This is a genomic window from Pedobacter suwonensis (assembly GCF_900111825.1).
Lineage (GTDB): Bacteria > Bacteroidota > Bacteroidia > Sphingobacteriales > Sphingobacteriaceae > Pedobacter > Pedobacter suwonensis.
On the sequence record NZ_FOJM01000003.1, the window covers coordinates 55977 to 77089 of the forward strand.

At 38.5% G+C, this 21113-nt stretch carries 18 protein-coding genes; all 18 read right to left on the reverse strand.

Annotation, left to right across the window (positions count from 1 at the left end; translation table 11 throughout):
- Positions 1 to 13 precede the first annotated feature (13 nt).
- Positions 14 to 1096: a sugar transferase gene (locus BM107_RS04685; RefSeq protein WP_090980829.1), complete on the reverse strand. Its 1083-nt coding sequence runs from the start codon at positions 1094 to 1096 to the stop codon at positions 14 to 16.
- Positions 1083 to 1466, reverse strand: a complete 384-nt coding sequence (locus tag BM107_RS04690; protein WP_090980831.1) for a response regulator — start codon at positions 1464 to 1466, stop codon at positions 1083 to 1085. The genes BM107_RS04685 and BM107_RS04690 overlap by 14 nt, the downstream gene beginning before the upstream one ends.
- 273 nt (positions 1467 to 1739) lie before the next feature.
- A complete protein-coding gene (locus BM107_RS04695) occupies positions 1740 to 3017 on the reverse strand; it encodes a nucleotide sugar dehydrogenase (RefSeq protein ID WP_090980832.1) in 1278 nt (425 codons plus the stop codon).
- A 238-nt stretch (positions 3018 to 3255) separates the two neighbouring features.
- On the reverse strand, positions 3256 to 4116 hold the full coding sequence (rfbA, locus tag BM107_RS04700) for a glucose-1-phosphate thymidylyltransferase RfbA (protein ID WP_090980834.1): 861 nt from the start codon (positions 4114 to 4116) through the stop codon (positions 3256 to 3258).
- A 68-nt stretch (positions 4117 to 4184) separates the two neighbouring features.
- Positions 4185 to 5042, reverse strand: coding sequence for a dTDP-4-dehydrorhamnose reductase (rfbD, locus tag BM107_RS04705; RefSeq protein WP_090980836.1), 858 nt, complete (start codon positions 5040 to 5042; stop codon positions 4185 to 4187).
- Positions 5039 to 5587 (reverse strand): dTDP-4-dehydrorhamnose 3,5-epimerase, encoded by a 549-nt coding sequence (rfbC, locus tag BM107_RS04710; RefSeq protein ID WP_090980838.1) that lies wholly within the window; start codon positions 5585 to 5587, stop codon positions 5039 to 5041. Before rfbC ends, rfbD begins: the two co-directional genes overlap by 4 nt.
- Positions 5587 to 6639: a dTDP-glucose 4,6-dehydratase gene (gene rfbB, locus BM107_RS04715; protein ID WP_090980840.1), complete on the reverse strand. Its 1053-nt coding sequence runs from the start codon at positions 6637 to 6639 to the stop codon at positions 5587 to 5589. Before rfbB ends, rfbC begins: the two co-directional genes overlap by 1 nt.
- A 388-nt stretch (positions 6640 to 7027) precedes the next feature.
- Entirely contained in the window at positions 7028 to 7591 is a 564-nt protein-coding gene (locus tag BM107_RS04720) for a DUF3109 family protein (protein WP_090981404.1), read from the reverse strand.
- A gap of 2 nt (positions 7592 to 7593) precedes the next feature.
- Positions 7594 to 8367, reverse strand: coding sequence for a DUF3108 domain-containing protein (locus BM107_RS04725; RefSeq protein WP_090981406.1), 774 nt, complete (start codon positions 8365 to 8367; stop codon positions 7594 to 7596).
- A gap of 347 nt (positions 8368 to 8714) precedes the next feature.
- Positions 8715 to 9230: a DUF2480 family protein gene (locus BM107_RS04730; protein WP_090980841.1), complete on the reverse strand. Its 516-nt coding sequence runs from the start codon at positions 9228 to 9230 to the stop codon at positions 8715 to 8717.
- A 65-nt stretch (positions 9231 to 9295) separates the two neighbouring features.
- The gene (locus tag BM107_RS04735) at positions 9296 to 11371 is read right to left on the reverse strand and encodes a peptidylprolyl isomerase (protein ID WP_317614794.1); all 2076 of its coding nucleotides are present in this window, start codon (positions 11369 to 11371) and stop codon (positions 9296 to 9298) included.
- Between the two features lie 280 nt (positions 11372 to 11651).
- The gene (locus BM107_RS04740) at positions 11652 to 12224 is read right to left on the reverse strand and encodes a hypothetical protein (RefSeq protein ID WP_090980845.1); all 573 of its coding nucleotides are present in this window, start codon (positions 12222 to 12224) and stop codon (positions 11652 to 11654) included.
- The gene (locus tag BM107_RS04745; protein ID WP_244278732.1) at positions 12224 to 13516 is read right to left on the reverse strand and encodes a BamG family beta-barrel-assembly machinery protein; all 1293 of its coding nucleotides are present in this window, start codon (positions 13514 to 13516) and stop codon (positions 12224 to 12226) included. The genes BM107_RS04740 and BM107_RS04745 overlap by 1 nt, the downstream gene beginning before the upstream one ends.
- A gap of 1 nt (position 13517) precedes the next feature.
- A complete protein-coding gene (locus BM107_RS04750) occupies positions 13518 to 14252 on the reverse strand; it encodes a type III pantothenate kinase (protein ID WP_090980849.1) in 735 nt (244 codons plus the stop codon).
- Positions 14253 to 14407: 155 nt separating this feature from the next.
- The gene (locus BM107_RS04755) at positions 14408 to 15388 is read right to left on the reverse strand and encodes a DUF6427 family protein (RefSeq protein ID WP_090980851.1); all 981 of its coding nucleotides are present in this window, start codon (positions 15386 to 15388) and stop codon (positions 14408 to 14410) included.
- Between the two features lie 496 nt (positions 15389 to 15884).
- Positions 15885 to 16874, reverse strand: a complete 990-nt coding sequence (locus BM107_RS04760; RefSeq protein ID WP_090980853.1) for a glycosyltransferase family protein — start codon at positions 16872 to 16874, stop codon at positions 15885 to 15887.
- 20 nt (positions 16875 to 16894) lie between these two features.
- A complete protein-coding gene (locus BM107_RS04765) occupies positions 16895 to 17749 on the reverse strand; it encodes a UDP-2,3-diacylglucosamine diphosphatase (RefSeq protein WP_090980854.1) in 855 nt (284 codons plus the stop codon).
- 758 nt (positions 17750 to 18507) lie between these two features.
- The gene (locus BM107_RS04775) at positions 18508 to 21003 is read right to left on the reverse strand and encodes a YfhO family protein (RefSeq protein WP_090981408.1); all 2496 of its coding nucleotides are present in this window, start codon (positions 21001 to 21003) and stop codon (positions 18508 to 18510) included.
- Positions 21004 to 21113 lie beyond the last annotated feature (110 nt).

Consider the following 21113-nt stretch of genomic DNA (forward strand, 5'->3'; position numbering starts at 1 on the left):
CGGCTTGGAAGGCCTACACATTTTCCTTTTGCTTCATCGCAGCGAATGTTGCAATAAGGATAGCCAGATCTAGTCTTAAAGAATATTTTCTGGCATAAAAATTATCTAGTTTTTTACGCTCCCGTTCAGACATTTCTCCTTTTCCCCTTCTGCTCACCTGCCATAAACCCGTAAGCCCTGCCGGCGCCAGGAAACGTAAAGCCCATTCATCGGATGTCAGCGACTTTGCTTCGTAAAGCGGCAAAGGCCTGTTTCCTACAAGAGACATATCTCCTTTGATTACATTGAAAAGCTGGGGTAACTCATCTAAACTGTATCTGCGTAAGAAGGCCCCAACCTTTGTAACCCTCGGATCATTCTTTATCTTAATAAAAGTAGGCGAAGTACCCTCAGCAGGTACGTACTGGTTAAGTGCTGAAAGGTTGGCCAAATCGTTACTACTTTCGTGACGCATAGAGCGGAATTTAAAAAAATCGAATATTTTATAACCCGCCCCCACGCGTTTACTCCTGTATATGATCGGTCCTTTGGATTCTATGCGGATTAGAAGCGCGATTAAGCTAAATACAGGAATCAGCAATAGAAAAACAAAGCATGATATACACAGGTCGAAAATCCGTTTTTTTACTGGGAATTGCGCTGTTACTCTGATTGCAGCTGAATCGCTTACCCGGGGCTGAAAAGCACGCAACCTGATCAGGAATTTAATCCTGTTGCAAAGATCATTAACCGGAATTGGCGCAATATAGAGATCACCAACATTAAGCCTCAAAGCAATCTGCGATAACTTTGGACTGGCTGAGGCCGATAAAAATATAATCACGATCTCCCTAAGCAAGGTATTTAGCTTTAGTTTCTCTACAAACCTAAAACATTCACCGTCCTCATCCACTTCTATCAATATCGCATCCGGAAGACTCAGCAGGGTCTGCTTTGAAATATACTCTCCAAGAGTCGCAATATCTTTATGCGTTTCCACTTTAAAATGGCGTTGCAATTCTGGAAGGAGTTGGGTGAGAAATTCCTTCCCAGCATAAATAATGCGCGTGTAATCATTAACAACTATCCCATTTCCTTTATCATCAGTTGACTGCATGGCTTGCTAGTATATTACTCATAGCCATTTCCAGATCGAGCGGATTGAAGGGCTTGGAAAAGTATGCATCAACTTTAAAAGGTATGGCGCTTATTTGCGTCGAAAGATCTTTGATTCCGGAAAGAACGATAATCGGTATATGCCTGTAGAGCCCACTGATCTTAAGATTACTGATGAGTTCGGACCCGCTCATATACGGCATATTGATTTCTGAGATAATGATATCTGGCATATTTCCCTTATGCAACCATTGCATGGCTTCAACAGGTCCCGACTGCATCGAAAGATCATAACGACCTTTTAAAATCACCCCTAAAAGGTTTAGCATGTGAATTTCTGTATCAATCACCAAAATTTTCTTTAGTTCCATGTTGTTAGTCTAGATTAAAACAAATCTAACCAGAACCTGTAGAAGAAAAAATACATTTTTCGTGATTTTTCACATTTTTTGACATAGATCAAAAAGAATATCCGATTCCTGAATGAAAATTTGAAATGGACGTTAATTTATTAATTCGTTAACATATTCAGTCATCAAATTAATCGAAAAATATGGGGATACTTCTGCTTTGATAAGTAAATTTGATTACCTTTTGACGAGAATATTGCTATTTTATACGGCAATAATCCAATCAAATACAAATTATAATCTGCCATCAACCAAATCGCGACTGATAAACGATTTGGTATCGAAAATAATTGATCCTTTTGCCTTTAAAGCAGCATAATCAATCTGCAGGAATTGTTGGTGCGCCACAGCTAAAATAATTGCATCATAGTGACTGAAATCATCAGATTGAATCAGCTGGATATTATACTCAGTCTTCACTTCAGCTACATTGGCCCATGGATCATATACATCTACCTCCATACTAAAAGATCTGAGTTCTTTATAAATGTCAATTACCCTTGTATTTCTGGTATCCGGGCAATTCTCTTTAAAAGCGAAACCTAATATGAGGGCTTTGGCTGCGTTAATTACTTTATTTCTTGCCACTAACATTTTAATCACTTTGTTGGCAACAAACATGCCCATATTGTCGTTTACTCTGCGTCCGGACAGAATTACTTCTGGTTTATACCCCAACGCTTCTGACTTATGCACCAGATAATAGGGATCAACACCAATACAATGACCGCCTACTAAACCTGGTTTATAGTTAAGAAAATTCCATTTGGTAGCAGCAGCAGCCAATACATCAGCCGTATCAATCTCCATGCGGTCGAAAATCAAGGCCAGTTCATTGACAAATGAAATATTGACATCACGTTGTGCATTTTCTATGGCTTTTGAAGCTTCTGCAACCTTAATGCTAGGCGCAAGATGCGTACCGGCAGTAATGATAGAAGTGTAAAGCTGATCAATTTCAGCAGCAATTGCCGGGGTAGAACCTGAGGTAACTTTTTTTATCTTCGTAAGGGTATTGACTTTATCACCGGGATTTATCCGCTCTGGCGAATAACCACAGAAAAAATTAATATTAAATTTTAATCCTGATTGCTCTTCTAAAACCGGTACGCAGTCTTCTTCGGTGCAGCCTGGGTAAACGGTAGACTCATAAATTACAATATCACCTTCTTTGAGAATTTTACCCAACATTTTACTGGCCCCAAGTAATGGCTGTAGATCCGGCCGTTTGAGGTGATCTATAGGTGTTGGTACAGTGACGATAAAAACAGTACAAGCTGTCAAATCTTCCAGGCATGCACTTAATGTTAAGCCAAATTCTGATGAGGAAAGTACAGCTTTCAGATCATCTAAATTTGCTTCGTGAGTGTGGTCTTTCAGTTGCTTTAGATCTTCAACACGACTTTCATTAATATCAAAACCAACTACTTTATATTTCTTTGCAAATTCGATAGCCAGCGGGAGCCCAACATAACCTAAACCTATAATCGCAATTCGCTTTTTTATATTCATTTTTTCTTTGGTGACCGGGACAAAGATAAGATAAATCGCGAAAGCTTTAATTGCGGCTTAATTAATGCTGAAAATCGGGCACCAATAAAAACATCGGGAAGAAAGCGCCATTTATAGTAGCTCGGGATACATTATTTCTGATCTGATAAAAATTCAGGATAATATGGGAGTAAAAATAAAATCGCTGATGAATGCTTTCCAATTCATCAGCGATCAATTATAATAATAAGATAATAAACTACTTAATCTGTTTAAGCAAATAGCTTCCGTAACCGCTTTTTACCAGTGGGGTAGCAATGGTTCTAAGCTGTTCTGCATCGATGAAACCCATACGATAAGCAATTTCTTCGATACACCCGATTTTTAAGCCCTGGCGTTCTTCGATAATTTGTACAAATTGCCCTGCCTGCATTAATGAAGTAAAGGTTCCGGTATCTAACCAGGCCGTTCCGCGGCTCAATACGCCAACTTTTAATTTGCCTCGCTCCAGGTAAACTTTGTTCACATCGGTAATTTCATATTCACCACGCGGAGAAGGCTTAACATTCTTTGCAATTTGCACTACCTCATTATCATAAAAATACAAGCCAGGTACGGCATAATCAGATTTAGGTTGAGTAGGTTTTTCTTCAATAGATATGGCCTTTTTATTTGCATCAAACTCTACTACGCCATAGCGTTCGGGGTCTGATACCTGATAAGCAAACACCACTCCTCCATCCGGATCAGAACTGGCCTGTAATAATTTGGCCATCCCATCACCATGGAAAATATTGTCACCTAAAACCAAAGCTACTTTATCTGTACCAATAAATTCTTCGCCAATTACAAAAGCCTGAGCTAAACCATTTGGTTCTGCCTGCACAGCATAACTAAATTTACAGCCTAAATTTGCGCCATCACCTAATAATTTCTCAAAATTTGGGAGATCATGCGGTGTAGAAATGATTAAGATTTCTTTTATCCCTGCTAACATCAGTGTAGATAAAGGATAATAAATCATCGGTTTATCATAAACCGGCATCATTTGTTTACTACAAGCCAAAGTTAAGGGATGCAAACGCGTTCCGCTACCACCAGCTAAGATTATACCTTTCATTAGTATTCGATTTGAGATTTAAGAATTTAGATTGAGATGAAAGCACCGATCTCAATATCCGTATTACTTTATTTATTAATTTGTTTTATACACGCTACCAAACTATCTCTCCAATAAGGAATCTCTATATTAAAAGTTTCTTTAATTTTAGTTTTATCCATAACTGAAAATGCCGGTCGCAAAGCTTTGGTCGGATAAGCGGAACCAGAAATAGGATTTACTTTGACCTGGGTTTGGCTAACATCAAAAATAGCCTTTGCAAAGTCGAACCATGAAGTTACACCTTCATTACTGTAATGGTAAATGCCATAGCTGGTTTCTCCGGATTCGATGATATCATATATTGCATTGGCCAGATCGATAGCATAGGTCGGCGTACCCACCTGATCGGCAATGATATTCAGTTCATCACGTTCTGCACCAAGTTTAAGCATGGTTTTCACAAAGTTATTTGCATATTCAGAATATAACCAGCTGGTACGAATGATGAAATGGGCCGGTAATATTGAGGCCACCGCTTTTTCACCATCTAATTTAGTTACACCATAAACATTGATCGGTTTCGCCTCATCGTCTTCCTTTAGCAACTTAACATCATTACCTTCAAAAACAAAATCTGTAGAAACATGGATTAATGTGGCACCATTTGCTAAGCAGCTTGAAGCTAAATAAGCAGCACCCGTTTCATTGATTGATTTGGAAAGATCAGCTTCATCTTCTGCTTTATCAACAGCAGTATAAGCTGCACAATTAACTACAAAGCCTGGTTTTTCCTTAGCTAAAAGGTCATTTAAACCACTTTCATTTAAGATATTTGCATCTTGCTCTGCCGGAAAAACAATTTCTGTAATCCCTCTGCGCTCCGCAACTACCTTTAAACACTGGCCCAACTGTCCACCCGCGCCAATTACTAATATCTTGCTCATATATGTTGAAGTTCAGCAAATGGTTTTAAAAGTAAGTCTTTATCAGAAACAGCCTGATGTTCCTCAGGAATTAACCAATCGATATTCAGGACAGAATCGTTATAAATAACGCCGGTTTCTGAAGCCTTATTAAAAAAGTTATCGCATTTATATAAAAATTCAGCGGTTTCGCTCAACACTGAAAAACCATGTACAAATCCTCTCGGAATGTACAACTGTAATTTGTTTTCTGCGCTTAAACGCACAGCAACATGCTTACCGTAGGTTGGCGAACCTGGACGCACATCTACAGCAACATCCAATACTTCACCCTTGGTTACACGCACTAATTTAGCTTGCGCAAATTCACCGGTTTGTGCATGTAAACCACGTATAACGCCATAAGAAGAATAGGATTGATTATCCTGAACAAATCTTCCTGACAAACCAGTTTTTTCTTCAAAGGTATTTTGATTAAAGCTTTCGAAGAAATAACCTCTGGCATCTTCAAATACCCTTGGTTTTATTATCAGACAGTCTTTTAAGCCTGTTTGTTCAATTTCCATTATTTACCGCTGTACTGTTGTTCGTAATAAGATTGATAGTTACCAGACGTAACATTGTTTAACCACTCTTCATTTTGAAGATACCAGTCTACTGTTTTTGCCAGGCCTTCTTCAAATTGTAAACTCGGCACCCAATCCAATTCCTTTTGCAGTTTGGTAGAATCAATAGCATAACGTAAATCGTGGCCAGCGCGATCAGTTACATAAGTAATCAATTTAGCTGATTCACCGGCTTCGCGACCTAATTTTTGATCCATAATTGTACAAAGCAAGTTGATCAGATCAATATTTTTCCACTCGTTATGTCCACCAATATTATACGTATCGCCCGTTTTAGCGTTGTGGAAAATTACATCGATTGCCCGTGCATGATCTTCTACCCATAACCAATCGCGCACATTTTCACCCTTACCATAAACCGGCACAGGTTTGTTATTTTTAATATTATTAATGGCTAATGGAATTAGCTTTTCAGGAAAATGATGAGATCCATAGTTGTTTGAGCAGTTAGAAATTACACAATCGATGCCATAAGTATCGTGATAAGCCCTTACAAAATGATCGGAGCTAGCCTTTGATGCCGAATATGGACTATGCGGATCGTAAGCTGTAGTTTCAGTAAACATGCCTTCTTCGCCTAAAGCACCATAAACTTCATCCGTACTTACATGGTAAAAACGTTTTTTATCGTAATCACCTTTCCAATATTCGCGGGCAGCATTTAATAAATTTACCGTACCGATTACATTGGTAATTACAAAGGCCGTTGGATCTGAAATAGAACGGTCTACGTGACTTTCAGCTGCAAGATGAATTACTGCATCAAAGTTTTCCGCTTTAAATAGATCAAACATTGCATTGGCATCAGCAATATCTTCCTTTACAAATCTATAATTCGGTTTATTTTCAATATCAGTTAAATTAGCCAGATTACCTGCGTAAGTAAGCTTATCTAAATTGACAATTTCGTATTGAGGATAGTTATTAACAAAACGACGAACTACATGGGAACCAATGAAGCCCGCACCACCAGTAATTAAGATTTTCTTCACGTTATAAATTGATTTTCGGTCGTGCTAAATTAAATGTTTTTTAAACAACAAACAACTTAATTTGACATTATTAGCACCTGAATTGCTAAAAATCAACTTCTATTTAACGAATTGCCAAAGAAAACACTAATTAGCTCACTTAAAACACAATTCGAAGCTAATTTTATTAAATATTTACTATATTAGCACTTTTTCACCACATTATTCCACACCAATTATTGATAAAATTAATTTTCAGCTCATAAGAATATTAATTTTTTAACAATTACTTAATACCAAAAGGTGGAATTTTAGCTGAATATTCAACTTGCTGACTAGAAAAAGGTTTCAAATCTTTATAAAAAGCAACCTTAACCCAATATTACTAAGATACAGCTATAGTTGACCACTATAAGGCTGCCACAGAACTCTCCAATTCTTTGTACCACTGCTCTCCATACTTTCGGATTAGCGGTCCCTTTAGAAAACTGTATACCGGCACTTTGAGTTCGCGGCCAAAAGTACAGGCATCATGGCAGATATGCCAACGATCATAGTTTAACACTTCAAATTCCGGATATTTGGTAATCCGGATAGGATACAAGTGGCAGGAAATCGGCTTCTGCCACTCAACGATACCTTGCTCATAGGCTTTTTCTATCGCACATTTGGTAATACCGCCTTCAAACAAGACATAGGCGCATTCTTTATTTTTATCGACACAAGGGGTAGTTAAATCGCCATCTTCATCCACTACATAAACGCCTTGTTCTTCAATCGCTTTAATACCCTTTTCGTTTAACAGGTGTTTTATTTTCGGGTAAATTTCTTCCAAAACGGCTTTTTCGTCATGATCTAGAGGCGCTCCGGAATCGCCTTCAACACAGCAGATTCCTTTGCATTTGCTTAAATTACAAACAAAGTTTTCTTTCAATACATCTTCGTGCACCAGCACCTGTTCAACTTCTATCATCATTATTCTTTTGCTAAAGCATATTTCAGCCCATCGGCTGATTTTAATTCCATTGTAACTGCACCAACCAATATCTCAACCTGCGCCTTTACCGGCACCCGGTTCCCATCATCGGTTACCCAAAGGTATAACCGGCTATCTTTTTTAAATATACGACCAGGCTTAATAGAAGGACTGAATTTCAAACAGCGGATATTGCCTAACTTACTCTTTACCGTTTCTTTACCGATATACTCTACCTCCAATGCTGAAATTTCATCGCCCAAGAAATAGTTCAACTTAAACTTATCTCCAACTTTGATTTTGCTCATATCCAGGCTTCGTGCAAAATAATATGCTGAAACGAGATCAAATGTTTGATTGGTTGGTGTGGTAAAAGTACCCCTGTTGGAAACAACTTTCTTTCCATCCTGATTGAAACGTGCCTTATCCTGTCGTCTATAACTGGCCTCACGGATATTCTCCTGATAGAAATAAGGTAAAAGATCAGTTTTATCAATATATGAATCGTAATGATCCCTGATCTTATAAAAGATATCAAATGTACCTGAAGTCTGTGCATCAACCGTGAGTTTGTATGTAGGTTTGTTATCAAACTTCAAATCAGAATTGGTTACTTTAATCGTGGCTTCCGCCGCAGTAATAAATCCATACCTCAGTTTATATTGTAATACTTCGCCCTCCTGAAATACAGCCTCTTTCTTTAAAGGGAGTTGTTGTGCTACCGAGAGTAAACTACACAGGCCGGCTGTAACTGTTATCAATATTTTTTTCATTGCTTTTGTACTCATTTGTGTGTGTTACGAGAAAAAAACCATGTTAAATAGTATGGTGAAATTTTCCCTCTATGAAGATATACAAAAAGCCAACCAAAACTTAATCTTTCTTATATTCATGCTTAACTACGGAGCACAGATCGATTAATACTATCCCTTTCGAACCGTAATTCAGGTATTTAATTCAAGGTAACCCAACCACGAAAATCAGGATCAGGGTCTATTTTCAAAATATGCTGACTAGGTATTAGCTACAAGCCAATTGAAAATACAATTTCTACTTGTAAAATAAATCAGATAGCTATCGGATTCAGCATGACGATTGCTTAAGGCAAGGAGGCTTAAATTTAATCTTTCCTTTTATAAACAGGTACGGTAGAGCAAGGCTCGCCAAACATAATGCTTTTCACTACCGGAGTAAGCAAATTGGTAACTTCTACATACGCTGCAACCGGCACCTCGATATCGCCACACCCCTTTACCACCACACGTTCATTTGCATAATCACCAGGATTGATTTTAGCCAATGCTTTGGTAAATAAAACGGCTTCTAAAGTATTTAAATCGCCGAATACCACTTCGTTTGCATAGGGCTTTAGCTTATTGGCCAGCAGCATATAGGCCCAGGTTGGCACAATGGCATCTGCAGAACAGGTAATGGCTACATTTTTATCCTGATATTGCGCCCAATCGTGATCCTTTATAAATGCCCGAAAATCCTTTTCCCTAAGCATTAAGCCGTGAAACAGATTATCTGCAATATCATACACAACCCTTTCGCCCTTATGATAAAAATCTTCAAGGTTTAAAGTAATTAAACCACTATTGGCAACTTTATTTATAATGTTTTCCTGAATTTCCATGGCCTTAAATAAAAAAACCGTTCCGACTAATCATCGGAACGGTTACAAAATTACATATTTTCTAATTAATAGAATTTCACGCGATTGTCTTTTATCTTGGCATTATCCTGCAAGGCCTGGAAAGCTGATCCTAATGAACGCTGACCTAAACTTAACAACATGCTTTCTTTTTGTTTAAACATATTTGCAATTGGAGCAGGATTTGTAAATCCATCAACGGTAAATACATACACACCACGCTCACCCTGAACAGGAGCAGACAATTTGCCCGGCTGTGAACCAAATACACTTCCCACCAATGCATTTTCCTGGGCAACACCTGGAACTACCGGATTGGCAAATACTACATTCTGTACTGGATTAACCGGACGGGCAACTTTAGCAGCTACCTGATCGATACTTCCCTTACCTGCATTAGCTAATTTCTCTTTCAATTGTTTTGCTTTAACTGCATTGAGTACCATCGGCTCGATTTCTTTTTTCACATCAGCTAATGATAAAATGCCTTTAGGACTAATGTTGGTTAAGTGTGCTACTACATAAGCATTGCTCATGGTATAAATTTCTGGTAAAACATCACCTTTATCTGCAGCGTAAGCATCCTGGATCAGTTTACGTGGATTATCTAAACCTGCCGCAAACCCTTGTGTTGCTGTAACTCTATCTGCCACACCTACTTTTAGGCCCTTTTGAGCTGCAAATTTACTGAAATCGTTACCTTTTACATCAGTTAAGAAACTGCTCGCGGCTTTATAAGCGGCAGCCTGGGTTTTGCTGCTCGCGGCCAGTGCTTTTTCTACATACGCTAATTTAGCTACTTTAGAAGAACCGATTTGCTTTTCAATTTTAATCACATGGTAACCAAACTGCGATTTTACCACTTTAATATCACCGGTTTTGCCATCAAAAGCAGCGTTTTCAAATTCAGGAACCATTGCACCACGTGCGAAAGTACCCAATTCGCCACCTTTATCTTTAGAACCATCTACACTGTAGTTTTTGGCCAGTTCAGCAAAATTGCCGCCTTTCAAAACTAATCCTTTTAATGAATCAGCTAATTTAAGTGCTTTATCTTCGCCGCCAACTTTAGCCGGGTCGATTAAGATATGGCTTGCTTTTACCGAATCAGGAGATATACGGGTAGCCACTACTTTTACAATTTTGTAGGAGTTGCCGCTTAATTTCGGGCCGTAGAAACTGCCCGCAGGTAAAGCAAATACTGCTGAATCAACTGCAGGATCCAATTTACCTTTTGTAATATAGGTAAAAGGAACTTTTACGTCAGAATTGATCGCTGCAAAAAGTGAATCATTTTTAGCCACCTGGAAATCAGCAGCAATTTTATCTACCTGAGCTTTGATGGCCATTGAATCGGCTTTATTAGGACTGATACTGAAAGTAACATACTCAAAAGCACGTGTTTCCTGCGGATTGTTGAAACGCGCTTTATTCTGATCATAGTATTCCGAATAATCAGCATCCGTTAATTTAACCGATTTATCAGGAACTGAAGCATAATCTAAACTTACATATTTGAAATTAGCCAGTTTGTTACGGTTGTTATATTCATCTGTAGCTTCTAATGAAGTTACATAAACCGAATTACGGATTAAGTTGGAATATTTGGTTTGTAATGCCTGGTTTTTAATTTCCTCCTGTAACACATTAGATTGTTGCAAAGCCTGAGGATCTTTTGATTTCAAAAAGTTCATCAAGGTAGCACGGTCCAACTGTCCGGTTTGTGGATTGGAAAAATATTGTTTGATCAACGGACTAGGGTTTTGACCTTGTAACAGATCCAACAACTCGTCTTCTGATATGGTTAAACCTAAGCGATCATACTCTTTAGTTAACAAAACTTTAGCTAACTCTGCATTCCAGGCCTGATCAACAGCCATAGCCGTCATCTGAGCATTGGCACTACCACCGTATTGCTGTTTCATCTGGTTTACCCCCTGATCAACCTTTGGCCCGAACTCATCGATATTGATGTCGTTACCATCAATAGTTCCTACCACTTTTTGATTTGCGGACCAAAAAGGTTTACCCACGTTAATTGCATCACCTACTAAAAATGCAACAATTGCAAAACCGATTGCAAAGACCAGAATATAGCCTGCACGGTTGCGCAAAAATGTCATTAATCCCATATTGTATTTATAATTTATTTAGTTCTTTTTTAAGAGGGCGCAAGATACAAATTTGCCTTAAAAAAGAAAATACAAAATTTTATTTATCAAGCACCTAATTATTAGGGGGATGGAAGAGGTAAGAATGGAGGACGGGAGATGTAAAAATGGAGGATGGAAGAAAAGAAATTTGGCTTTGAATCTATAAATATTTTGAAGGTTTCCGATTACCTCACCCATCTCAAATCTCATATCTCATATCTCATATCTTACATCTCACATTTTACATTGCTTAGGGTGCTACGCCTTCTTTCATATTCAATTCGCCATTTCCGCTATCCATTTCGTAGGTACTAAAATCCTGTGGTGCCTTGAAATTTATTCCTTCACCCACGCTTCCATCAATTCCCTTTACGTATACCCGCTGGTTGGAGTAGAAAATTTTCTTCGATTCATCCCAGATTAATTCCTGAGAGGAGAAGGTATCACCCTTACTGCTTTTCACTACTACATTTTTCCTGAATTCCGTTTTGAGCTCATTATCTCTTCTAATGGCATAATCGCACACCAGGTTTCCATCAATGGTGCCGTTCGGGTTATAAAAGTCGATATTGACTCCTTTAATCATCTCCTGATAAGTGCTCCCATTAGCAGGCGTAACCTTATCAAGGATGGGGGCAACACCTTTTGCCTTGATCCTGGCAGAATCGCTGTAAATAATATCTACACCTAAAGTTCGGTCGCGGGAGAGGATGGTCTTATTTATCGAAACAGCATCTGCTTTTTTTAGATCGTCGTCTCCACAGGAAGCCAGAAAAAAAGGCAATACCAGAAACAGACCATATAAAAATGCTTTTAATTTCATTAATCTACGCGGTACTTACGAAACCAGGTATCGTTCAGGGTAAAACCCAGATGGAAATTAATATACTGCTCTTTAACCAGATTATTGTTCAATGTTCCTCTTTGTCCGAGTTCTGTTGTAAAATTGATTTTATAAAATGCAGTACCACCATTTGCAGTAGGTAACGGGAACCCAAAACCTAAAGATGCACCCATTTGCTTAATATCCTGATTACCGATTTTAATATAAGTCTTATTGTAATTAAAACCGATACGATAATCTATACGCTTCAGGTAGCTATTGTAAGAAAATGCATCTGGTGTCCATTGTCCACCTAAAGAAGCTCCCCAGCTATCCTGCAACCCCTGGTTTACATCATTGATACTGGTTTTAGACCATTTACCCATTCTAAAATCGGCGCCAATTAACCATTTATCATTCTGTTGGATGGCGATCCCAAAATTATGGGTTAAGGGTAAAGTAAGATTTGATTTTCCGTTATTTACCGTATTTAAAGTATCTGCAGCAGTACTCTCATTCCCATCCTGATCTCTTGTATACAAAGTAGCATATGAAGTAAGGGTAGAGTTAACCTTTCCGGAAGTGCTTCCCGAGTAACCCAGGGTAACGATTGTTTTTTTACCTAATGTAAAATCGTACTGAATACCATAAGAATAGCTTAAGCCGGCAACACTATTTTTGGTCTGAAGTTTCGCATTGTAAGAACCTGCACTATTAAACTCCGTAGCACGGGTGTTCTGAAGGTTACCGAAAATGTATTCCAGGTTACCGCCAATTCTTAAATGGTCGCCAAAACGGTAACCATAGCCTAAATAAGCTTTTGATAAACCGCCTTCTCCTTCATAAAGCTGATTTAAGGTTGTAGTATCAACTTTCACGGTATTCCTGTAGTTATAACCCAGATCGGAATAAGGTAAAATGCCAAAACTCAATGCAGATCTTCTGGTAACAGGAGCGGCAAAGGCCAGGTGACTGAAAGTAGAGTTAAAACTTGATTCGCTTAAATTGTTGCGCGTAAGGTTGGTTACACTTGCACTCATACCAATATCAATAGTGGTTAGCGAAATACCAGCATATGATGCGGGATTCTGCATATTAATATTATTGAAGCCGGTGACTTTGCTTACAGCAGTAGAAATTCCACCCATTGCCCTAAACTGAGGCAATAAAGATCCTTTTATATTTCCGAGCCCATATCTTGAATATGGTGATGAAGTGGTAACCTGTGCCTGAGCATTTAAACCACAAACAAGAACGAGTATGGTTGCAATATAATTTATTCTTTTGTACATTTTAATCTGCAATAGCTTCATTTAATCCTTTTAATACTAAGTAAGGATCTTTTATAATTTGAGGCGCAAAGATGCTGTTTTGTAATTGTTTATACAAAAAATTAGCATCTCCCCCTGTTATAATTACCTTCAGAGCACTTTCTTTTTTATTATTTATGGCAATAAAGCCTTCAATTTCATTTATTATCCCTTGTAAAACACCGTTTTTAATGGCCGATAAAGTGTCGGTTCCTTCCGGTACCTCATCATGTTCGTTCCAGTCTACCAATGGCAAGCGCCCCGTAAATTCGTGCACTGCCTTAAAGCGCATTCTTATACCCGGACTTATACTGCCTCCGAAATATTCTCTGGAGCTGCTTAAAACATCATAGGTGATGCAGGTACCCGCATCAACCACTAAACTGGCATTTGCCGGATGTAAACCGTTGGCACCCAGAATAGCAGCCCACCTATCTAAACCCAGTGTAACCGGCGTTTTATATCTGTTCTGCACACCGTTTGTTAACAGGGCTGAAAAACGGATATACGCTGTATGCTTTTTCAAAAATACCTCTAACGGCCCGATTTCCTGGTTAACACTGCTAATGATAGATTTTGTTGGCGAAAACTTCTCAATCAATTGAGCCAGATCGAGTATCCCGATCTTATTAAAACGCTGATGGTGAACAATTTCTTTATTTGCAAAAACACCAACTTTAACAGCAGAATTTCCAATATCGATGCTTAAACTACGCATTTAAAATCTCCCGTTGCAAATAATATGTTCTTAGAAATTCCAATGTCCCCATTTTTTTATCCATCTTAATTAAAACTAAAAAGCTTCAATTATAAAATCGTTCACAAAGCTATCAATCTTTGTTAAGTTTCATTCTAGTTATTTGTTAAAAAAGGTTAAACAAAAAGAAAATACTGTATGGAAAGCACAAATAAAACGAATAATGTCTCGTAAAACCAACGCTTTTTGGCATTGCTGAAATAGTAGGCCAGCAGTACCGATCCGGGTGGCACGCAAAGCAAAAAATGCCAGGTCCTGAAATTAGGTTTAAGGTAAAAACTGGCTGCAGAAATAATAAACATGAAAAACAACAGCTGAAAACTTTTCCTTGTACTGATGAAACTTCTGAAAAAATTTTCGCGTAGCTGTAGCGATGCCAGTATCATAATTACCGTTACCGGAATCAGCACCAGATAATCGTTATAGTTGATTTTAAAAACAGAAGGAAACTTATTCCCCAAGGGCCTCCAGATCTGATAAAACGAGCTTAAATTATCATTCCAGTAATAAAACACTGCCAGAAAAAAGAAAACAGTAATAAAGCCGATTAAGCCAGCCACCCATTCACGCCAGTTAAAAGATCTAAAAAGCAACAACGCTAAAAAGATCATCAGCAACATGGCCATAAACGGAAAATAGATTAAGGTTCCAACTCCAATAATCATCCCGATATCGAAAATGGTAGTGATGGAATTTGCACTTTTGCCCAGTTTTAAAAATTTATCAATAATCCAGATCAACAGAAAGTTACATAATAATGCCGGACTCAGGATCATAAAAGGCATAAACAGGCTTGTTCCCGTAATAAACATCAGCCCTGGCAGAAAATTGGGTTTGGCTAATAAATTATGATTATTCACCACACGGTTGAAAATCAATGCCTGTACATACACTAGAAGTGCCGCAATAAAAATATTGGTATAAGGAGTAAAAGCATGATCTAAGTCAATATTGATCAGTAAACGTGCAAAAGGCTCCAAAAAATCAAAGTTCAGTTGATCATGCGTTTCCTGAAAAATGGCAATACGCAAAAAGAACGTGTACGCCAGCAAGAATACGAGGTTAACTGGATTTAGTTTTCTAAACTGATTAATCATGCCTTTAAAAGAGTAGGCAAAGTAAAGAAAATAATTTTAGAGTAGGGGAAGAAAGATTAAAGCGGAAAGAAGATGAGAGCGGAAAGAACAAAGCTTAAAACCAGGAATTATAGAATGGTTAGTCTGAGCGGAGTCGGAGACAGTGGAGTAAGAAAAAAAGTATATACTGAAGAGCGAATGTGTTATTTTTTTTGGAAAGTAGGTTTCTGTTCTTTTAAGTTAAGGTAGCCCTGCCATACGCTTTATACCGATGAAAAATCGGGATGCCCGCTCCTGTCCTTTAGGTTTAGATTACTTCATACATTGCGACTGAACCTAAGCAGAAAAGCCAAAACATAGAGATGCACATAATTTTCCATTGGAATTAAACATTGTAATAAGAGATTGCTTCGTCAGCTGAAAAAGCCTCCTTATAATGACATTTTAATTTGACCTGCTGGCTATCTACTTTGGACTACAGACTCAGGACTCCAGACTAAGGACTTAGGTCTATAACCTAAACCCTCGCGTATTTCTTCACCATATCATCAATAATCCGGGCGGTTTCATCCGGAAAATCGAACTTATGTTGCTGAGGATTTTCTACCCAGTTTTTAATAATTGGCAGCCAGTTACGGGTACTTCCCCAGATAACAGGCAAACCAAACTGTTTTAAGGCATAGGCATTACATTGCTGTTCAAACTGGAAACGCATGGGTGCAACCAGTAGCTTTTTCTTTAAATAAAGTGCTTCTGCAGGGCCCTCAAAACCTCCGCCCGTAAATAAACCTTCGCAGGTAGCCAGGCTTTTGTTAAATTTTTCGTTGTTAACCGGCTCTACAAAAACATTCCCTTCGCGATAAGCAATTTTGCTGTGTTTGGAGAAAACCTGCCAGGTGACTTCAGGGAGTTGTTTAAAAAGCTTAACCAGGCGTTTATCGTCAATGGCCGGGAGATAGACCGTATAATGCCCTAAATTTTCATTTTTCAGGTTTCGGATCTCTGCCCTGATTACAGGAGTATGGATAAAGCTATCGTAACGGTCGAAGTGGAAGCCAATGTGGTGTTTGGTAGGTGCATAGCGGCTCAAAATAAGCTTACCCCAATCTAGAGTTCTGGGGCGGGGTACTTTTTTCGATTTAAATGCTGCCTGATGACTTAATGATACACATTCTATACCCTGCAATTTACAGGCCCATGCACTTACGGGTTCGAAATCGTTAACGATTAAATTGTATTCTTTGAGCGGTAGCTGTTTCATATCTTTCCTAAAACGGAAAAGATTCATATTCAACCACGTTTTATAATGATCTACCCCGCCTTTTTTACCAAAGATGAAACTGAAACCATGTAATTGGTACTTTACAGGCTGACTCAGTTTTACATCGGCCTGCGTACCACTTACCAAAATATCCAGTTCGCCATATTTTTGAAGCAAAGGAATAATCTCCCGTGCCCTGCTGATATGACCGTTACCTGTTCCCTGTATTGCGTAAAGTATCTTCATTTATGCCCGAATATCTAAAATTATTGGGCAATTTCATATTTTATATTCTGCAAAAGAATATTGATGTCCAGTTTACTTTTTAAATCTTCTGCATCTGAGAGCATCCCTTCCTCCAGTTGATCTTTCGTAAAATGCTGGTGTTCATACTTAAACACCGTCCATTTTTTATCCTCGTATTCTAAAGCCGTTAAACTTTCTACCCAATCACCGCTGTTCAGATACGTTACTTTTCCGGCAGCAGTTGATATTTCGCGTTGCTCAGCCTGGTGAATATGGCCACACACCACATACTCGTAACCCTTTTCAATAGCCAGTTCTGCTGCCGTTTGTTCAAAACTGTTGATGAACTTAACGGCATCTTTAAACTTGGCTTTGATTTTTTTTGAAAAGCTCATTTTTTCCTTTCCAAAGGCCGTTAATACCCAATTTACAAAACTGTTGATCAGGATCAGCGTATCGTAACCAACAGCTCCCAATTTAGCCAGCCACTTGGAATGCTGCATAGTCACATCAAAAACATCACCATGGAAAAACCAGGCCTTCTTCCCGTCCAGTTCTAAAATCAACTTATTCTGTAAATGAAAAGTACCCATTTCCATGCCGTCGAATTTGCGAAGCATCTCATCATGGTTTCCGGTAAGATAGTGAACCTGCACCCCTTCTGAAACGAATTTCATCAGCTTACGGATGACCTTCATATGCGATTCGGGCCAGTAACTTTTGCTAAACTGCCAGATATCGATAATATCTCCATTTAAGATTAATGTTTTGGGTTTAATACTTTTAAGATACTTTAAAAGTTCTTTAGCATGGCAGCCATAAGTACCCAGGTGTACATCAGAGATTACGACTACATCGAGATTTCTTTTATCCATAAAAAGGAAAGTTCAGGGGAAAGGATATTAATACCGCCCGGTTTAAGCAGTTTAGAGTTAAATTAAACGTGTTACCACTCTTCTTCCTCATCGAGTTTTACCTCAAACGGGCTAAAGAAATAAATTACAACAATTAATAAGCATACGGCAAAGAATGACTCTAACATATTACCTGATTTTCATTACAAAGATAAGACGCTGGATATCAAACAAATGTTACGACACTGTTAAATTATTATGCCATTTGATAAAGATTGTTAAAATGAGTAAGGGTGCTTAATTGATTAAACGCTTTCGGTTTATCATTTACCTAGGAAATATTGGAATTCGGATTGTTAGAAATAAGTGGTTTGTAGGTCAAACTAAAGGTAATTGCAGGTTAGATTTCGAAAATGAGCGGTTCATCGTTCTTTGCAATTACAGTCCCGCTATCGCTTATAGTCCTCGCTGCGCTCCGGGCTATTCCGCTCTATCGGGTTTAGAAACAAAGGTTTGGTGCATCTGCAACCCTGAAGATGGAATGCTTTTCTTGCTCAATCGCCCCTGCAAGTTGCAGGTGGCGAGCCAATGCAAGAATTTAGCCAAAGATAAAACCTCATTCATTGATTTTCATGCTATAAATTATCAGGCAGGATGACAAAACGAGGAAATACTCCGTACTTCTGCGTTTTCGTGGCTGGATATCATTGAAAAAAGTTGCGAAAGAAAAAACCCCGTAAGATCAAATCCTACGGGGTTATAAATTATCTAAAAAGAATTTAAGCTTTAGCCGCTTTCTTTTTCTTCTTTTCTTCTGAATAAAAGCCAAAACCTAACCCGGCCAATAACAAGATTGATCCTGCCAAAGAGATTTTCTCTCCCGTGTAATATGATGTTGGATGGAAAATAAACTCAAGCTTATGGTTACCGGCCTCTAATTGTGCTGCACGTAAAACGTAATCGGCCCTGAAGTATGGCTTTTCTACTCCATCTACATACATTTTCCAGCCCTTATCGTAATAGATCTCTGAAAACACTGCAATTGCATCTTTAGCCGTTGAGTATTCGTAAGTTAAATGATCAGGATTGTAACTGGTCAATTTGATAAACCCTTCCTGACCAGTGCCTAAACGCTTGGTATCAATCAGGTTTTTATATCTTTCATCAACAATAGCCTCTTTTTTTGCATCGAAACTGCTAATTGCCTTCATTTCTTCGTCGGCGTTTTTAGCAAACTGTACACTTTGTACAAACCAGGCATTACCCGCAGCTGTTGGGTTACGCTGCATTTTATACGATCCGTTTTGCTGATCTTGTGTAATGATGTACTTGGCATTTAACATATCCAGCACATCCTGATTAATGCTTTTGGTCATTTGGTTATCTACCAGTTCCTGGAAACGTTTTAACCTTGCCGAGTGAAAACCACCAACTGTTTTATGGAAATATGAGGTTTCTGCGCTTTTGAAAGGATCACCCAAAGACATGTCGAAAACCCTGAAGTTTGGATCTTTATCGGCGGAGATAAAATTATCTACATCTCTGGGCTGATAGTGATTCTCCAGTTCAGATTTGCTTACAAAGTTCTGGTTATTTAAATATCTACGGTCTACCTGCCATAAATCGATCAGCACAAATAAAGCCAATAAACCAAAGGCCAATTGCATATTCATCTTTTTGGTGATGAAAGCCCAGGTAATACCAAAACCAACGGCGATAAACAATAAAGAACGTAAAGCATCGGTACGTGCCAAAGATACACGATCAGCAACAACGCCATTTAAAATCTCCATAGCCGCAGCACGGTTATTTTGTAAGGTTTGTGTTAAAGCTTCCAAAACCTGTGGTTGGTTAGTCTGTGTGAAGCTGAAAAATGCAGTCGGGATTACGGCAATAATTAAGGCGAAACCACCGGTTATACCTGCAGACCATGTTAAACGCTGTACTAAATATTTTTGATCGTATTTACCGTCCTGTGCTTCCTTAATTGCCAGTATTGCCAATAAAGGAACCAGCAAGCCAACAACAGCCAAAATAGATTCAACTGCCCTGAATTTGTTGTAACCTGGCAGGTAATCAAAAAAGAGATCAGAGATAAATGGAAGGTTTTGTCCGAATGACAGGAACAATAGCAAAACACTGGTTCCCAGGATCCACCATTTCCAGCGGTGTTTTACAATAAACAAGCCAAAAACGAACAAGAAACAGATAATTGCTCCAAAATAATATGGACCAGACGTACCTGGCTTATTGCCCCAATACTGGTTAGTGCCCAAATTTTGTGCAACATAGCCAATGGCCTGACGTGGATCTACGCCCTGAAGGCTTTTCTCTACCGCTTTATAGGTATTACTTTCAGGTTTGATCATTTCATCAATACTGCTGGCACCACCATAAATATTCGGAATCAGGAATGAGAAACTCTCGCCAACACCCTGGCTCCATTGGTAGGCATATGCTTTATCCAGACCATTTGCAGGTTCGGCTTTATCGGTTGTTAAGTTAGATTTACCACGGATAGTTTCTTTACCATACTCGTAGGTGGTCCATAAAGTACCTGCATTTACTAACACTGACAGGAAAATACCAGCAACAATATAAGCGATTGATTTACCAAAAGTTTGAAGCTGCTTTGCTTTGATGGCATGATAGAGCTCGATACAACCTAAAATAAACAAGGCTATAAATAAATAATAGGTCATTTGGATGTGGTTCGAACGAATCTCCAAAGCCATAAACAATGCCAATAAACTTGCACCAACCAGGTATCTTCCCCTTAGGGTGAGAATGATGGCCGCTAAAATAGGGGCAAAGAAACCAATAGCCAAAGCTTTATTACTATGCCCTGCAGCTATAATGATAAAATTATAAGAGGTAAAAGCAAAAGCGATTGCGCCTGCAGCTGCAAGCCATGGATTTATCTTCAATACACAGAACAATAAATACGCGCCTAAAAGGTACAATAAAACCGTTCCAACCGGGTCAGGAAATATCCCTTTAATTACATCGATACCATAGGTAGTAATGTTAAGCGGATACTGTACCCAGATCTGATAAGCGGGCATACCACCAAACATCTGGTTGGTCCAAAGTGGTCCTTTACCATCTTTTGCCTTAATATCCATAATTTCTTTCTGCATGGCTTTAGCCTGCAAAACATCGCCTTGCTGTGGCGCCTTGCCTTGTAAAACAGGACTGAAGTAGGCAAAAGTAATGACTACAAAAAATGCAATAATGGCCAAGTGAATGCCATTTTTATTAAACCAGTTATTCATTAAGGTTTGTTTAAGTTTTAAACGAACGTCAAAAATAAAAAATTGGCCGGTATAAAAAAGCAATAAATGAAATGCATGCTGAATAAAAAATTAGATTTGTGATCAAGAAT

Coding starts and splice junctions, on each gene's coding strand:
- rfbA (WP_090980834.1), bottom strand. CDS start 4,116: ATGAAAGGTATAATCTTAGCTGGTGGTAGCGGAACGCGTTTGCATCCC.
- BM107_RS04690 (WP_090980831.1), bottom strand. CDS start 1,466: ATGGAACTAAAGAAAATTTTGGTGATTGATACAGAAATTCACATGCTA.
- BM107_RS04695 (WP_090980832.1), bottom strand. CDS start 3,017: ATGAATATAAAAAAGCGAATTGCGATTATAGGTTTAGGTTATGTTGGG.
- BM107_RS04755 (WP_090980851.1), bottom strand. CDS start 15,388: ATGATTAATCAGTTTAGAAAACTAAATCCAGTTAACCTCGTATTCTTG.
- BM107_RS04720 (WP_090981404.1), bottom strand. CDS start 7,591: ATGATAGAAGTTGAACAGGTGCTGGTGCACGAAGATGTATTGAAAGAA.
- BM107_RS04685 (WP_090980829.1), bottom strand. CDS start 1,096: ATGCAGTCAACTGATGATAAAGGAAATGGGATAGTTGTTAATGATTAC.
- rfbD (WP_090980836.1), bottom strand. CDS start 5,042: ATGAGCAAGATATTAGTAATTGGCGCGGGTGGACAGTTGGGCCAGTGT.
- BM107_RS04725 (WP_090981406.1), bottom strand. CDS start 8,367: ATGAAAAAAATATTGATAACAGTTACAGCCGGCCTGTGTAGTTTACTC.
- BM107_RS04765 (WP_090980854.1), bottom strand. CDS start 17,749: ATGGATAAAAGAAATCTCGATGTAGTCGTAATCTCTGATGTACACCTG.
- BM107_RS04760 (WP_090980853.1), bottom strand. CDS start 16,874: ATGAAGATACTTTACGCAATACAGGGAACAGGTAACGGTCATATCAGC.
- BM107_RS04735 (WP_317614794.1), bottom strand. CDS start 11,371: ATGACATTTTTGCGCAACCGTGCAGGCTATATTCTGGTCTTTGCAATC.
- BM107_RS04730 (WP_090980841.1), bottom strand. CDS start 9,230: ATGGAAATTCAGGAAAACATTATAAATAAAGTTGCCAATAGTGGTTTA.
- BM107_RS04745 (WP_244278732.1), bottom strand. CDS start 13,516: ATGTACAAAAGAATAAATTATATTGCAACCATACTCGTTCTTGTTTGT.
- rfbC (WP_090980838.1), bottom strand. CDS start 5,587: ATGGAAATTGAACAAACAGGCTTAAAAGACTGTCTGATAATAAAACCA.
- BM107_RS04750 (WP_090980849.1), bottom strand. CDS start 14,252: ATGCGTAGTTTAAGCATCGATATTGGAAATTCTGCTGTTAAAGTTGGT.
- BM107_RS04740 (WP_090980845.1), bottom strand. CDS start 12,224: ATGAAATTAAAAGCATTTTTATATGGTCTGTTTCTGGTATTGCCTTTT.
- BM107_RS04775 (WP_090981408.1), bottom strand. CDS start 21,003: ATGAATAACTGGTTTAATAAAAATGGCATTCACTTGGCCATTATTGCA.